General features: G+C 67.5%; 15 protein-coding genes. 6 read left to right on the top strand and 9 right to left on the bottom strand.

Annotated features, from left to right (window positions below):
- Positions 1-92 precede the first annotated feature (92 nt).
- From BCY78_RS14560 to BCY78_RS14580, 5 genes are all read right to left on the bottom strand, one after another.
- Positions 93-650, bottom strand: coding sequence for a sarcosine oxidase subunit gamma (locus BCY78_RS14560; RefSeq protein ID WP_068303221.1), 558 nt, complete (start codon positions 648-650; stop codon positions 93-95).
- The gene (locus tag BCY78_RS14565) at positions 643-3,570 is read right to left on the bottom strand and encodes a 2Fe-2S iron-sulfur cluster-binding protein (protein WP_068303222.1); all 2,928 of its coding nucleotides are present in this window, start codon (positions 3,568-3,570) and stop codon (positions 643-645) included. Before BCY78_RS14565 ends, BCY78_RS14560 begins: the two co-directional genes overlap by 8 nt.
- On the bottom strand, positions 3,567-3,890 hold the full coding sequence (locus BCY78_RS14570) for a sarcosine oxidase subunit delta (protein ID WP_068303224.1): 324 nt from the start codon (positions 3,888-3,890) through the stop codon (positions 3,567-3,569). Before BCY78_RS14570 ends, BCY78_RS14565 begins: the two co-directional genes overlap by 4 nt.
- 96 nt (positions 3,891-3,986) lie before the next feature.
- Positions 3,987-4,304 carry a hypothetical protein gene (locus BCY78_RS14575; RefSeq protein WP_068303227.1) on the bottom strand — a complete coding sequence of 106 codons (318 nt, stop codon included), beginning with the start codon at positions 4,302-4,304 and terminating at the stop codon, positions 3,987-3,989.
- Positions 4,305-4,506: 202 nt separating this feature from the next.
- Positions 4,507-5,754 (bottom strand): sarcosine oxidase subunit beta family protein, encoded by a 1,248-nt coding sequence (locus BCY78_RS14580; protein ID WP_068303233.1) that lies wholly within the window; start codon positions 5,752-5,754, stop codon positions 4,507-4,509.
- Positions 5,755-6,040: 286 nt separating this feature from the next.
- Here BCY78_RS14580 and ccmI point away from each other — a divergent pair, with 286 nt between their 5' ends.
- The 3 genes from ccmI to BCY78_RS14595 all read left to right on the top strand — a co-directional run bounded on the left by ccmI (position 6,041) and on the right by BCY78_RS14595 (position 8,074).
- The gene (gene ccmI, locus BCY78_RS14585; protein WP_068303238.1) at positions 6,041-7,285 is read left to right on the top strand and encodes a c-type cytochrome biogenesis protein CcmI; all 1,245 of its coding nucleotides are present in this window, start codon (positions 6,041-6,043) and stop codon (positions 7,283-7,285) included.
- Entirely contained in the window at positions 7,282-7,755 is a 474-nt protein-coding gene (ruvX, locus tag BCY78_RS14590) for a Holliday junction resolvase RuvX (protein ID WP_068303241.1), read from the top strand. Before ccmI ends, ruvX begins: the two co-directional genes overlap by 4 nt.
- Before the next feature lie 73 nt (positions 7,756-7,828).
- Positions 7,829-8,074 (top strand): DUF1289 domain-containing protein, encoded by a 246-nt coding sequence (locus BCY78_RS14595; RefSeq protein WP_068303244.1) that lies wholly within the window; start codon positions 7,829-7,831, stop codon positions 8,072-8,074.
- 328 nt (positions 8,075-8,402) lie between these two features.
- On the opposite strand, the gene BCY78_RS14600 is transcribed toward BCY78_RS14595, so the two are convergent.
- Both BCY78_RS14600 and BCY78_RS14605 read right to left on the bottom strand, forming a co-directional pair.
- Positions 8,403-9,068 carry an SOS response-associated peptidase gene (locus BCY78_RS14600; RefSeq protein ID WP_068303247.1) on the bottom strand — a complete coding sequence of 222 codons (666 nt, stop codon included), beginning with the start codon at positions 9,066-9,068 and terminating at the stop codon, positions 8,403-8,405.
- 62 nt (positions 9,069-9,130) lie between these two features.
- Positions 9,131-10,183 (bottom strand): zinc ABC transporter substrate-binding protein, encoded by a 1,053-nt coding sequence (locus BCY78_RS14605; RefSeq protein ID WP_068303250.1) that lies wholly within the window; start codon positions 10,181-10,183, stop codon positions 9,131-9,133.
- Positions 10,184-10,260: 77 nt separating this feature from the next.
- Between BCY78_RS14605 and BCY78_RS14610 the strand changes: the two genes are divergently transcribed.
- The 3 genes from BCY78_RS14610 to BCY78_RS14620 are packed head-to-tail and all read left to right on the top strand — an operon-like array spanning position 10,261 to position 12,306.
- Positions 10,261-10,755, top strand: coding sequence for a Fur family transcriptional regulator (locus tag BCY78_RS14610; protein WP_068303253.1), 495 nt, complete (start codon positions 10,261-10,263; stop codon positions 10,753-10,755).
- On the top strand, positions 10,752-11,513 hold the full coding sequence (locus tag BCY78_RS14615; RefSeq protein WP_068303256.1) for a metal ABC transporter ATP-binding protein: 762 nt from the start codon (positions 10,752-10,754) through the stop codon (positions 11,511-11,513). Before BCY78_RS14610 ends, BCY78_RS14615 begins: the two co-directional genes overlap by 4 nt.
- Positions 11,503-12,306 (top strand): metal ABC transporter permease, encoded by an 804-nt coding sequence (locus BCY78_RS14620; protein ID WP_199523160.1) that lies wholly within the window; start codon positions 11,503-11,505, stop codon positions 12,304-12,306. The genes BCY78_RS14615 and BCY78_RS14620 overlap by 11 nt, the downstream gene beginning before the upstream one ends.
- 166 nt (positions 12,307-12,472) lie before the next feature.
- Here the strand turns inward: BCY78_RS14620 and glmM are convergent, their stop codons facing one another.
- Both glmM and folP read right to left on the bottom strand, forming a co-directional pair.
- On the bottom strand, positions 12,473-13,816 hold the full coding sequence (gene glmM, locus BCY78_RS14625; protein ID WP_068303259.1) for a phosphoglucosamine mutase: 1,344 nt from the start codon (positions 13,814-13,816) through the stop codon (positions 12,473-12,475).
- Positions 13,813-14,784, bottom strand: a complete 972-nt coding sequence (gene folP, locus BCY78_RS14630) for a dihydropteroate synthase (protein WP_068303261.1) — start codon at positions 14,782-14,784, stop codon at positions 13,813-13,815. Before folP ends, glmM begins: the two co-directional genes overlap by 4 nt.
- Between the last annotated feature and the right edge of the window lie 182 nt (positions 14,785-14,966).

Raw genomic sequence — 14,966 nt, forward strand, 5'->3', positions numbered from 1 at the left:
AGGGTGGGGTTTCACCCCACCTTGGCGAAACCCCGCCAAAGGCAAAGGGCCACCGCAATGCGATGGCCCCTCGGATCAGAGTAATGGCAGGATCAGTGGTAGAGGCCCACTTCACCACCCGGCTGGGCGACGGTCGCCAGTGCCTCGAAGGCATAGCCCGCGACCGAGCGGAAGCAGACGACCGACCACTCATCCGCGCTGTCGCGCCAGACGGCCGCGGCCACCTGCGCCAGACGCGAGCGGCGCAGCTCGCCCACCGCGAAATCGGCGAAATCGATCGGCATCAGCTTGGCCAGCACGTCCCGCGCCTGAGCGCCCGAGACGCGGATCAGCGCCCGCGCGTCCGAAACCACGGCGACGGTGGCAAACTGCCCCGCCAGCGCGGCCTCCAGCGCCGCAGCGACGCCCGGCGCCTCGGCATAGGGCAGCACCACCAACAGCTCGTCGGGCGACATCCACAGGACCTGGCCCTTCTCGCCCGAGACCACACGGCGCAGCTCGGGCGCCGACAAGCCCAGCACCGAACCCAGCGCCCCGCCCAGAAGGCCAAGGTCGCCGCGCAGGGTGATCATGCCCATCGGACCCGCATCTGCCAGATCCACCAGACCCGAGGCGCGCTGGCCGTTCAATGCGCTCACAGCGTCAGACATTCTGCTTCTCCCCTGCCTTGTCGTAGAAGCACGGATCGACGATCCGCGCGGCGACGGTGCCGCCGGCGGCGGACTGGAACTGGATCACCTCGCCCATGCGCTTGGGCCCGTTATGGACGATGCCCATCGCGATGCCCTTGCCCAGCGTGGGCGAGAAATAGGTCGAGGTCACCCGGCCCTGCGTCTCCTGCTGGCCATTGTCGTTCTTGCCCGGCAGCGGCGCCAGCGCGCCATCAGGCAGGACCGACCCGTCGAGCGTTTCCAGACCCACCAGCTGCCAGCGATCCGGCGAGACCATGGCCTCGCGTTCCATGCCGCGCTTGCCGAGGAAGTCTTCCTTCTTCTTGCTGATGGCCCAGTTCAGCCCCAGGTCCTGCGGGATCACGGTGCCGTCGGTCTCGTCGCCGATCATGATGAAGCCCTTCTCGGCCCGCATCACGTGCAGCGCCTCGGTGCCATAGGGCATCACGCCGAACTCGGCACCCGCCGCCATCAGCTTGTCCCAGAAGGCCTGCCCCTTCGAGGCCGGAACGGCGATCTCGTAAGACAATTCACCGGAGAACGAGATGCGGAACGCCCGCGCCTCGATCCCGCCGATTTTGCCTTCCTTCCAGTCCATGAAGGGGAAGCTCTCGGCCGACAGGTCGAAATCGGCGCCGACTTTCTCGATCACCTTGCGGGCATTCGGGCCCACCACGGCGATCTGCGCATATTGCTCGGTCAGGTTGACGACATGGACTTTCCAGTCCCACCATTCGCACTGCAGCCAGTCTTCCATCCAGCCATGGATGCGATCCGCGCCGCCCGAGGTGGTGTGGCACAGGAAGGTATCCTCGGACAGACGCGCGACGACACCGTCATCCGACAGGAAGCCGTTCTCGTTGCACATCAGGCCATAGCGGCATTTGCCGACCTTCAGGTTGCTCATCATGTTGGTGTAGAGCATGTCCATGAAGCGACCGGCATCCGGGCCCTTCACGATGATCTTGCCCAGCGTCGAGGCGTCGAGCAGGCCCACCGATTTGCGGACCTGATTGATCTCGCGCTTGACCGCGTCGCCATGCGTCTCGCCGGTCTTCGGGTAGCAATACGGGCGGCGCCAATGGCCGACCGGCTCCCAATAGGCGCCCTGCGCCATGTGCCAATCATAGATCGGCGTCTTGCGCAAAGGCTGGAAGATCCCGCCACGCGCCTCGCCGCCGATCGCACCGATGGAGATCGGCGTATAGGGCGGGCGGAAGGTCGTGGTGCCCGTCTGCGGGATCGGCTGACCCAGCGCGTCGGACAGGATGGCGAGGCCGTTGATGTTCGACAGCTTCCCCTGATCCGTCGCCATGCCCAGCGTCGTGTAACGCTTGGTATGCTCGACCGAGGCATAGCCCTCTTTCGCGGCCAGCTGCACGTCCGAGACCTTCACGTCGTTCTGCGGATCGAGCCAGGCCTTGGCGCGCAGCTCGTAGCTGGCCTGCGCGGGCATCAGCCAGACGGGCAGCATCGCCGCCTCGCCCTCGTCGTCGAACTCGCCGTTCGAGGCGCCGACGCAGGTGACGAAGCCCTGACCGTCATGGCCCAGCGGCGGGCGGTTCGCATCGGGGCGGAACAGGGCGCGACCCTCGTCCCAGGTGAGCTTGCCACCGCAATGCGACCAAAGGTGCACGACCGGCGACCAGCCGCCCGACATGCCCAGCGCGTCGCAAGCCAGCGTCTCGATCACCGCGCCGCCATCCGAGTTGAAGCGGCACAGCTGCACGCCGGTGACGGATTTCCCGCCCTCGACATAGCGCACGGCGCAATCCTCGATCACGCGGATACCGGCGGCACGCGCCTTCGCGGGCAGATCGCCCGTCACTTCCTTGCGCGCGTCGATCACGGCAGGGACAGTGACGCCCACGGCATGCAGCGCCAAAGCGGTGCGATAGGCATCGTCGTTGTTGGTGACGATGGCGACCTTTTTGCCCGGCGAGACGGCGTAGTTGACGACGAAATCGCGGATGGCCGAGGCCAGCATCACGCCCGGAATGTCGTTGCCCGCGAAGCTGAGCGGACGCTCGATCGCCCCGGTGGCCGAGATCACCTGCCCGGCGCGGACACGCCACAGCCGGTGACGCGGCTTCTCGGCGCCCGGCGTATGGTCGGCGACGCGCTGATAGGCCAGCACATAGCCGTGGTCATAGACGCCCGAGACCATGGTGCGGTCCAGCACGGTGACGTTTGGCATCGCCTGCAGCGCCGCGACCTGGGCCTTGACCCAATCCTCGGCGGCCTGGCCTTCCACCTCGATGCCATCGACGACCGCGCGGCCGCCGAAATGCGGGTTCTGCTCGGTCAGGATGACGCGCTTGCCCTCATCGGCGGCCTGACGCGCGGCCTTCAGGCCGGCGACACCGCCACCCGCGACGATCACGTCGCAATAGGCATAGAGCTGCTCGTACCGGTCGGCATCGCGGGTCTCGGCGTCGGGGGCTTTGCCCAGACCGGCCGAGCGACGGATGATCGGCTCGTAGACATGCTTCCACAGGGGGCGCGGCGAGATGAAGGTCTTGTAATAGAACCCCGCCGGGAAGAAGCGCCACAGCTTGGCGTTCACCGCACCGACGTCGAATTCCAAGGACGGCCAGTGGTTCTGGCTCACGGCCTTCAGACCCGAGAACAGCTCGGTCGTGGTGACCCGCTGGTTCGGCTCGAAACGCTGACCCTCGCCCAGACCGACCAGCGCGTTCGGCTCCTCGGCGCCCGAGGCGACGATGCCGCGCGGGCGGTGATACTTGAACGAGCGGCCCACCAGCACCTGGCCCGCACCCAGAAGGGCGGCGCCGAGGCTGTCACCGGCATAGCCGCGCATCGACTTGCCGTTGAAGGTGAAATCCATGGGGCGGGCGCGGTCGATCAGGCGCCCCCCGGTTCCCAGGCGGTGGCTCATTTGTACCCCTCCCATTCCGGCCGGCGGGCCTTGATCTTGGCTTGAATATCTGCAGGCGGCTCGGTGGTCTGGGCCTTGTAGGCGCCGTAGACTTCCAGCGTCATCGTATCGCGAGCCATGAGGAACCACTTGCCGCAGCCATAGGCATGGCGCCAACGCTCGAAATGCACGCCGCGCGGGTTCTTGCGGGCGAACATATAGGCCTCGTAATCGGCGTCCGAGGAGCCCGGGCCGAAGCGCTTGAGATGCGCCTCGCCCCCATTGGTGAACTCGGTCTCTTCAGCGGAGACCCCGCAACAGGGACAGGTTAGCAGCAGCATGGAACCTCCTCGGGGGATTCAAATGGGGCGCATGCGAAAGGGCTGGCCACGGCAATGCCGCGACCAGCCCGGTCGTTCGTCAGGGAGTAGGCGTGGTTATTCGACCGCGCGGTCGATGGCAGCGCCGGTGTCTTCGGCAGCGTCTTCGACGGCAGCGCCAGCAGCAGCGGCAGCGTCGCCGGCGTCATCGGCAGCGCGTTCCACAGCGGCCGGGGCATCGACCGAGACGTTGACGTTGTCAGCGTCCGGGCCAGCCGGGGCAGCGATGACGAAATAGGCGACGATGGCAACCAGCGCGACGATCGCACCGATGGCGATTGCGACGCCCGAGCCCGAGCGTTGCGGCGGCACCGTGGTGTTGGTCGTGTAGTTGTTGGTGGTGTGGTTCGGGTTGCGGTCAGTGGTGTAAGCCATTGGATTTCTCCTGTGCATGTCTGCGTTGACAGAAGAACTCGCAAGGTCCGGGTCAGGTTCCCGTCCACCGAAAGGATGTGCGAAATCCCGCCACGAAGCCCGTGGCAGCGCGCGGCGCGCAGGCAGGCAGCCTCGGCGCGACGCGGGGCAAGCCCCGCACCGGCGTCGATGTCACCCACAAGGATCGCGCCACGCTGCATCATCAGTGCGCCACACCCGCCGCGACGCTTTCGTCGATGAAGCGGCCTTCGCGGAAACGGAACATGGAGAAGTCGCGCGCCAGCGAGCCCGGCTCGCCCTTGGCGATCAGCTCGGCCATGGCCCAGCCCGAACCCGGGATGGCCTTGAAGCCGCCGGTGCCCCAGCCGCAGTTGATGAAGGTGTTGCCCAGCGGCGTCTTCGAGATGATCGGCGAGCGGTCGCCGGTCATGTCCACGATCCCGCCCCATTGGCGCAGCATCTTCAGACGCGAGAGCATCGGGAAGGTCTCGATCAGCGCGCGCACCGTTTCTTCGATATGCTGCCACGAGCCACGCTGGGTGTAGTTGTTGAAATGGTCGGCGCCGCCGCCGATGACCATCTCGCCCTTGTCCGATTGCGACATATAGCCGTGCACGGTGTTCGCCATCACGACGACATCCATCGCCGGTTTGATCGGCTCGGACACCATGGCCTGCAGCGCCACCGACTCGATTGGCAGGCGGAAGCCCGCCATATTCGCCAGATGGCCCGAATGGCCGGCGACGACGATGCCCAGCTTGTTGCAGCCGATGGTGCCCTTGGTGGTCGCCACGGCCGAGACCTGCCCGCCGACACTTTCCACGCCGATCACTTCGCAGTTCTGGATCACATGCATGCCCATCGCCGAGCAGGCGCGGGCATAGCCCCAAGCCACGGCGTCATGGCGCGCGGTGCCGCCACGGGCCTGCCACAGGGCGCCCAGCACCGGGTAGCGCGGGCCTTCGATGTTCATGATCGGCACAAGGCGCTTCACCTCGGCCGGGCCGATGAAGCGGGTCTCGACGCCCTGCAGCTTGTTGGCCATCTCGGTGCGCTTGTAGCCGCGGACCTCGTGCTCGGTCTGCGCCAGCATCATCACGCCGCGCGGCGAGAACATGACGTTGTAGTTCAGGTCCTGGCTCATCGTCTCGTAGAGAGAGCGGGCCTTCTCGTAGATCGCGGCCGAGGGGTCCTGCAGATAGTTCGAGCGGATGATCGTCGTGTTCCGGCCCGTGTTGCCGCCGCCCAGCCAACCCTTCTCGATGATCGCGACATTGGTGATGCCGAAATTCTTGCCGAGGTAATAGGCGGTCGCGAGGCCATGGCCGCCGGCGCCAACGATCACCACGTCATAATGGGCTTTCGGCTCGGGCGAGGCCCAGGCCTTCTGCCAGCCCGTATGCTGGCGCATCGCTTCACGCGCGATCGCAAAGGCCGAATAACGAGTCATGGGCGCTCTCCCCTGTTGGGCTGCGGAACTGGCCGCAAGCGGGCCGTATAGGGCCGGTGATGGATCACGGCGCGGCATAATCCTTGGCTGCAAGCGGCACAATGATGCAAAAACCGACATGCAGCCCGGCCTGCGCAAATCCGCCGCATCCGCGACCGTCCTACCCTGCGATTTCGGGCCGGGGCGGCGCCCTCATGATGCCCTTTGTCGCGCCCTTGTGCACGCGGTTTGGCTTTTTTCTCGACCGGTGAAGCGATAAGGGAAAGGTTGCGAAACAGGAGTTGGCATGTCGATCTGGTTGTTTCTCGTCCCGGCGCTGGCGCTGTCGGCGATCGTCGTGGCGCTGTCGGTTCTGGGCCTGCGGCGCGGCGCGCGGATCGAAGCGGCCGAACCGGGCCAGCGTCGCGAGATGCGCATCTACCGTGACCAGCTCAAGGAAATCGAACGCGACCGCGCCCGTGGCCTCATCGCGCCCGAGGAAGCCGAACGCCTGCGCGCCGAAACCGCGCGCCGCCTGCTGGACGCCGACAAGCGCACCGAGGCCGAGGTCCACGAATCGCCCGCCTCGATGCGCCTGCTCGCCATGATCCTGGTGCTGGCCGTGCCCCTAGGCGCCGCGGCGCTGTACTGGGTCTGGGGCGCACCGGGCTATCCCGACCTGCCCCTCACCGCACGCTACGCCGCCGCCGAGACCCTGCGCGCGCAACGCCCGGATCAGGCCACCCTTGAGGCGCAGTGGCAGGCCAGCCCCGACCACCCCGAGGCCCCGCAGGTCGAGCAGCAGTATCTGGACCTGATGGCCCAGCTGCGGCGCGCGCTGGAGGACCGGCCGAACGACCCGCGCGGCCTGCGCCTGCTGGCGGTGAACGAGGGCAACATCGGCAATTTCGCCGCCTCCGCCGACGCCTGGATCCGCCTGATCGACGTGCAGGGCGAGGACACGCCCGTCACCGACATGGTCGCGCTGGCCGAGGCGATGATCTCGGCCACCGGCGGCGGCGTCTCGCCCGAGGCCGAGGTGGTGCTGCAACAGATCCTGCAGCGTGAGCCGCGCAACGAATTCGCCCGCTTCGCCCTTGGCCTGAGCTTCCTGCAGACGGGCCGCGAGGACCTCGCCTTCCGCCTCTGGCGCGGGCTGGTCGAGGACGGCGCCCCCGACGCCCCATGGATGGAGCAGGTGCGCGCCACCATGCCCGAACTCGCCCGCATCGCCGGCGTCCGCTACACCCTGCCCCCGGTATCGGGGGGCGGCCGCGGCCCCTCGGCCGCCGATGTCGAGGCCGCGTCCGAGATGACGGCTGCCGAGCGTCAGGACATGATCGGCGGGATGGTGGAAGGTCTGGCCTCTCGCCTCGCCAACTCTGGCGGGCCGGCCGAGGATTGGGCGCGCCTGATCGGTGCCCTCGGCGTGCTGGGCCAACAGGACCGCGCCCGCGCCATCTGGTCCGAAGCGCGGCTGGTCTTTGCCGATGATGCCGATGGGCTGGCACTGATCGACCAAGCCGCCCGTGCACAGGGGTTCACCCAATGAGCGTCCATGACGAGACCGAGGCTTTCGTAGCCGCCCTGCCCCCGAACGGCGCGCTGGCCGCGCTGGATTTGGGCACGAAAACCATCGGCGTGGCCCTGTCGGACCTGCGCCGCAGCGTCGCCACCCCCCTGGAAACGGTGAAGCGGAAGAAATTCACCCTCGATGCCGCGCGCCTCTTGGAAATCGCCAAGGCGCGTCAGGTCAGCGGCTTCATCCTGGGCCTGCCCCTGAACATGGACGGGACCGAAGGCCCCCGCTGCCAGTCGACCCGGGCCTTCGCACGGAACCTGTCGGCGCTGACCGAGCTGCCGATCGGCTATTGGGACGAGCGCCTGTCGACGGTGGCGGCCGAGCGCGCGCTTCTGGCCTTCGACACCTCGCGTGCGAAACGGGCCGAGGTGATCGACCATGTCGCCGCAGGCTTCATCCTGCAGGGTTTTCTGGACAGATTGGCAGCAATGCGTCGCTGACAGGCTGGCAACGGGGGTGTGCGTGGCTATGTTGGCCGCAGGAACCTCCAGCTGAATACGCGGTTTTCCCTCGATGAACGACCTGACTGCCAATGCCCTGTGGAAACGTGACGAGGTGGACAGCCCCTGCGTGAAGATCTGCGTGATCCATCCGCGTGAGGGCCTCTGCGCCGGATGCTACCGCACGCTGGAGGAAATCGCCCAATGGTCGACCATGGGCGGCGACGCCCGGCGTGAGGTTCTGTCGCAGTTGCCATCGCGGATGGGCCGCCTGAAGAAACGCCGCGGCGGTCGCGAGGGGCGGCTGAACGAAGGGTGAGGGGTTTCGTCCTCGCCCGGCATGGCTGCGCCATGCAGGTCTTGGGCGACCGGAAAGGCCAAGGGGGCCTCGCTTCGCTCGGCCAGGGGGCTCTGCCCCCCGCCTTCGGCTCCCCCCGGGATATTTTTCAGAACGAAGATGAAAAGGGGTGCGGCGCGGCTGTTTCACTCTGCTCCAAATACTCGAAGGTACGCGGGGCAGAGATAATTGCCCGCGTCTTCGCTCTGCGCAAATACGCGAACACCTTCGTCGCATTCGCCGCCTCTCGAGGTCGCCGCGGGCGGCCGAAGCGCGCGGGGTGGGTGGGCGGGAGCAAGCTTCGGCCGCCTTACCCATCAATCGGCTCGATGAGTTCCGGGCCTTCGGCGCGGTTGGAATTCACCGTTGTCCCGACCCGCGCGAAGGACAAGGCCCCCTCGCCCGGTGCGTCCATGAGGCGGGCGGCGCCATGGCCCTCTTCTCCCAGCCAGAGCGCCCATTCCTCGGGCTCCAGCACCACGGGCACACGTTCGTGTAACCGCGCCATCTCGGGCCCAGCCTCGGCCGTGACGATGGCGCACGAGGCGACGCGCGCGCCTTCAGGTCCCTGCCAGCTTTGCCAGACGCCTGCAAAGACCATGGGCTCGGCATCTGACCGGGTGATGTACCACGGCAGGCGCGTCTCGCCCTCCTTGGTCCATTCGTAGAACCCCGACGCCGGGATCAGGCAGCGCCTCTTGCGGGCGGCCTCCTTGAAGGACGGCTTCTCGGCAATCGTTTCCGAGCGCGCGTTGAACAGCAGCGGGCCGTCGGTCGGCGTCTTGTACCAGCGCGGGATGAAACCCCAACGCATCGGGCCGTAGCGCCGCTGCCCTTCGGCAGAGATGACCACCGAAATCGGCTGGGTCGGGCAGACATTATAGCGTGGCACCGGGGGCAGGTCATTGGCCGGCGCGGCGTCGAACAGCCGAGTCATCGCATCGTCAGGCAAGGTGATGGCAAAGCGTCCGCACATCGCCTGAGAGGGCCATGCGGGCCGCGCCGGGTCAAGCCCGCGCGGCCTCGCTCAGTTGAAAGTTAGCCTGCCACGCAGTCGCTGATCGCTGTTGCCAGCCCGCGCATCAGCACGCGGTAAAGGTCGGCGCCCGGCTCCAGTGTCACGCCTGCGGGGTCGAGCGGCGCACCAAGACGCAGCGGCGTGCCCTCGATCACCACTTGGGCGAAATCGTCGGGGTGGTTCGCCTCGGGGAACAGGCAGACGGCTCCGCCCTCGGCCAGATCGGCGCGCAGAGCGGACAGTCGGGCCGCCCCCGGTGCAGCGGCATCCCCGCCGCTGATCGTGGCGACGACGTTCAGGCCGAAGCTCTCGGCGAAATAGCCGTAGGCGTCGTGGAACATCACCAGCCCCGCATCGCCGACCGGCGCCAGCGTCGCGGCCAGTTCTGCCTGCAGCGACAGGGTCTCGTTCGCCGCAGCCTCGGCGTTGGCGGCATAGGTGGTCGCGTTCTCAGGATCCAGCGCCGACAGCGACGCCGCGATGCTGCGCAGCCAAATCACCGCATTGCCGGGATCGAGCCAGAGATGCGGGTCGAGGCCCTCGTGATGATGGGCGTGCTCCTCGTGGCCTGCATGGTCATCGTGATCGCCGTGCTCGGCATGATCCTCGTGGTGGCCATGGTCGTCATGGTCATGGTCATGATCGTGGTCATGATCGTGGTCGTGGCCCTCATGGTCATGATGATCCTCATGCTCGGCGTCATGGTCATGATCCCCATGGTCGTCATGATCCTCACCTTCTTCGCCGTAGCTGCGCAAGTGCAGGCCGTCGATCGAGGTGAGGGTCAACACCGTGCCTGCGGCCAGCGTCTCGACCGGTTCGGCCAGCCAGGGGGTCAGCGCCTCGCCGGTCCAGACCACCAGATCGGCCCCGGCCAGCGCCCGCGCCTGCGAGGGGCGGAGCTGCACATGATGCGGGTCGGCGCCGGCGTCGAGCAGAGGATCGGGCGAACCCAGATCCCCCATGACCTGCGCGACCAGCGACTGCGTCACCGGCGTATCCGTGACCACGCGCGGCACCTCGGCAAAGGCCGGGACGGTCAACAGGGGAAGGACGAGGAAGGAACGCAGCATGGGTCTTGGCTCTGCCGTTGGGAATGTTATACTGTCACTTGTTATGATATAACAAAACGAACCGCAAGGCCCCCTCGATGCCCGTCCCCTCCCCTGCCCCCGCTTTCGAGCCGCACGACCATCATCATTGCGTGTCGCAGGCCCTCGCCGGTGCCGACGCGCTTGTCCGCGCGCGCGGCTTGCGGCTGACCCCGGTGCGGCGGCGCACGCTGGAAATCCTGCTGGAGCGCCATGGGGCGATGGGCGCCTATGACGTGCTGCAACGCCTGTCCGAAGACGGCTTCGGCCATCAGCCGCCGGTCGCCTATCGGGCCCTCGATTTCCTTGTGGAAAATGGGCTGGCGCATCGCATCCAGCGCCTTAACGCCTTCGCGGCCTGCGCCCATCCCGGCGAGGCGCATCATGCCGCCTTCCTGATCTGCCGGGGCTGCAACGCCGTGGCCGAGATCCCCGCCGATCCTGTGCGCGACGTGCTGGAACAGGGGGCCGGAGCGCTGGGTTTCACCGTCGAGCGCGCGAATATCGAGGCACTCGGCCTGTGCGGCGCCTGTCGGGACGGAGACGAGGCATGAGCGCGCTGATCGAGGCCAAGGGCCTCTCGGTCGCCTATGGCCCGGCCGCGCCGGTGCTGAACCATGTGAATTTCACGCTGCACCCCGGCGAGATCGTCACCATCGTCGGCCCCAATGGCTCGGGCAAGTCGACGCTGGTGCGGGCGCTTCTGGGCATGGTTCCGGCGCAGCAGGGCAATGTCAGCCGGGCGCGGGGGCTCCGCGTCGGCTATGTGCCGCAGAAGCTGCATCTGGACCCGAACCTGCCACTGTCGGTCGCGCGCTTCCTGCGGCTGAACCGCAAACTCTCGGGCGATGAGATCGCGCATTTGCTGTCGCGTACCGGCGCTTCGGGGCTGGAGAAGCGCGAGATGGCCACGCTGTCGGGCGGGCAATTGCAGCGGGTGATGCTGGCCCGTGCGCTGGCGGGCGATCCGCAACTTCTGGTGCTGGATGAGCCGACGCAGGGCCTCGACCAGCCGGGCACCGCCGCCTTCTACCGCCTGATCGAGGCCGTCCGGCAAGAGATCAACTGCGCTGTCCTCAGCGTCAGCCACGACCTGCATGTGGTGATGAGTGCCTCGGACCGCGTGGTCTGCCTCAATGGCCATGTCTGCTGCGAGGGTACGCCCTCCGTCGTGTCGAACGCGCCGGAGTATCGCGCGCTGTTCGGCATGGGAACGCAAGGCGCATTGGCGCTGTATCAGCATCATCATGACCACGGGACCGATCATCCCGACCACCCCCACGACCACGAGACCTGCAGCCATGATCATTGACGCCTTTGTCTTGCGCGCGCTGGCAGCCGGCCTGATGGCGGCTCTGGCGGCGGCCCCGTTGGGCTGCTTCGTGGTCTGGCGCCGGATGGCCTATTTCGGCGATGCCACGGCGCATGCGGCCATTCTGGGTGTGGCCTTGGCGCTGGGGTTCGACGTGTCGATCTTCGTCGGCACCTTGGCCACTGCCTTTGCCATGGCGCTGTTCGTCAGCGCCTTGGCCGGGCGCGGTTGGGCGATGGACACGACGCTGGGTGTGCTGGCCCATTCCGCCTTGGCGCTGGGGTTGGTGGCGGCATCCTTCCTGTCCGGCGTCCGCGTGGACCTGACCGCCTTCCTGTTCGGCGACATCCTGACGGTGCGGGGATCCGAGCTGTGGGGCATGGCGGCGGGCACCTTGGGCGTGCTGGCGCTGATGGCCTGGCGCTGGGAGGCCCTGCTCACCGCCACGATCAGCGAGGATCTGGCCCTGTCGCTGGGCCTGAAGCCCGAGCGTGAGCGCCTGATCCTGACGCTGGCCTTGGCGCTGGCCGTCGCCGTGTCGCTGAAAGTGGTGGGGGCGTTGCTGATCGGCGCCTTGTTGGTGGTGCCGCCAGCGACCGCGCGCGTCTTCGCCAAGGCGCCCGAGGGCATGGCGCTGGGGGCCGTGATCGTCGCCGCTCTGGCGGTGGTGATGGGGCTGGGCGCCTCGCTCAACTGGGACACGCCAGCGGGTCCGTCGATCGTCGTGGCCGCGGCGGGGTTGTTCGTGGCGGCCCTGGCGGCGGGTGCCTTGCGCGGCGGCCGTCAGCGGTAAGGCTTGGGTGGCGGACAGGCGCTTGTCGTCACTGTTCCGGGCAGGCGCTTCTGCGCCGACGGCCCTCAGTTCAGCCGAAGCCCGACACGGCACCATAAAGCACCGGCATCGCAACGCCAGAAGCGCCCACCCGCGGTCGGGCACCGGCCTGCCGTTGCGCAGGCCTTTACAGCGCCGCTTCGATTTCGCGCACGAGGCCTGCCACGATCTCATCCAGCAGCGCCGGGTCTTCGCATTCCGCCATCACCCGGACCAAGGGCTCGGTCCCCGATTTCCGGATGAGCAAGCGCCCGCGCCCGGTCAGCCGTGCCTCGGCATCCCGGATCGCCGCCTTGACGGGATCGGCCTCCATCGGCGCTTGGCCCGCCCCGTAACGCACGTTCTGCAGCTTCTGCGGCACCGGCTCGAACTGCCGGATCAGCGCGGAGGCCGGCTTGCCCGTCTCCGCCATCGCCAGCAGGAACTGCAAACCCGCGATCAGACCGTCGCCCGTGGTCGCATAATCGGTCATGACGATATGCCCGGATTGCTCCCCGCCGAGGTTCAGCCCGCGCTGGCGCATCTTCTCGACCACGTAGCGGTCCCCCACCGCCGTGCGCTCCAGGGTCAGGCCCTGCCCCTGCAGGAAGCGCTCCAGCCCGAGGTTCGACATCACCGTTGCGACCAAGGTGCCGTCGTTCAGACGCTCCTCCGCAGCCCAACGGCTGGCAAACAGCGCCATGATCTGGTCGCCATCGGCCACCTGACCATGCTCATCAAGGATGATCACCCGGTCCGCATCGCCATCGAGGCAGATGCCGATATCCGCCCCATGCGCCACAACTGTCTCGGCCGCGGTCTTCGGATGGGTCGAGCCGACCCCCTGGTTGATGTTGGTGCCATTGGGGCTGACCCCGACCGGGATCACCTCGGCGCCCAGTTCCCACAACACCTCGGGCGCGGCCTTGTAGGCGGCCCCGTTCGCGCAATCGATCACCACCTTCAGCCCGCGCAGGCTGGCACCCCGGGGCAAGGTGGTCTTGGCGTATTCGACATAGCGGCCCAGACCGTCATCGATCCGCTTCGCCCGGCCGATCTCCAACGGCGCCGCCAGCTGGCACTCACCGGCGAGAATCGCTTCGATCTCGGCCTCGGCCTCGTCGGACAGCTTGAAGCCATCAGGCCCGAAGAACTTGATGCCATTGTCCGTCGCCGGGTTGTGGCTGGCCGAGATCATGATCCCCACATCCGCCCGCATCGAGCGCGTCAGGAACCCGACCGCCGGCGTCGGCACCGGCCCCAGCAGAAGCACGTTCATGCCGGTCGAGGTCAGCCCCGCCGTCAGCGCGTTCTCCAGCATGTAGCACGACAGCCGCGTGTCCTTGCCAATCACCACGCGGTGACCGTTGAGGCCGTCCTGCCGGAAATAGCGGCCCGCCGCGGCGCCCAGTTTCAGCGCCATCTCGGCAGTCATCGGCCAGGTATTGGCCTGCCCGCGCACCCCGTCTGTGCCAAACAGCTTCCGGCTCATACGTCGTCCTCCAAAGTCAGCGCGCGCCAGAGCGCCAGCGCCTGTACCGTTTCTGCCACGTCATGGACGCGGATGATCTGTGCCCCCTGCGCGGCCGCATGCAGCGCCACGGCCAGCGAGCCGGGCATCCGCGCGGCCGCCTCGTCCACGCCCGAGAGCGTGCCGATGAACCGCTTGCGCGAGGCGCCCAGCAAGACTGGCGCGCCGAGGCCGTGAAACAAGGCCAAGCCCTTCAGCAGCGTCAGATTGTGCTGCAGGGTTTTGCCGAAGCCGATGCCGACATCGGTGATGATCTTCTCGGGCGCGATGCCCTGCGCTACCGCATGGTCCATGCGCGCGCCCAGCCAGTCATAGACCTCGCGCAGCACGTCGTCATAGCGCGGGTCCGCCTGCATGGTCTGCGGCGTGCCCTGCGCATGCATCAGGCAGATGGGCGCGCCGAATTCGGCGGTAACCCGCGCCAGATCCGCGTCCCAGGTCAGGGCCGAGACATCGTTGACGATATCCGCCCCGGCCTTCAGCGCCGCCTCGGCAACGCCCGCCTTGCGCGTATCGATGGAGATGGGCGTGGAGATCCCCTCGGCCCGGATCGCCGCGATCACCGGCGCGGTGCGGGCGGTCTCGTCGACGACGGGCACCTCGGCCGCCCCGGGCCGCGTGCTCTCGCCACCAATGTCGAGGATATCCGCCCCCGCCTCGACCTGCGTGCGGGCCCGAGCCACAGCCTCGGCGACCGAGCCCAGGGTGCCACCATCGCTGAAACTGTCGGGCGTGACATTGACGATCCCCATGACCAAAGGCCGGTCCACAGGCAAGGACGGCAGGATCGGCTTGGGACGGGCCAGCATGGCGCTATCAGCCGAGGCACCCTCAAACCAGACATGCGCAGAGCCGGCTAACGGCAAGGCACCGTCAGCGCGGGGCCAATCTGTGCGGGCGGTCGGGGCATCGGCGAAGGGGATTCTCATACCCCCTCAGAATCAGATCGCAGAGCGCTTGGCAAGAAACCGCAAAGCCCGCGCGCGATTGTTACAGCCCAAGCGCGGCTTCCTGCCTATTCACCTTGTCCCAAATACTCATCCGCCCTGACCGCCATCGCCCCAGCCGGGCCAGCAGAACGGGCGGCCCGGCCGCGCGGGGTGGGTGGGCG

Origin of the sequence: Pararhodobacter sp. CCB-MM2, from assembly GCF_001691415.1 — a bacterium.
In the GTDB taxonomy this organism is placed as follows: Bacteria; Pseudomonadota; Alphaproteobacteria; order Rhodobacterales; family Rhodobacteraceae; genus Pararhodobacter.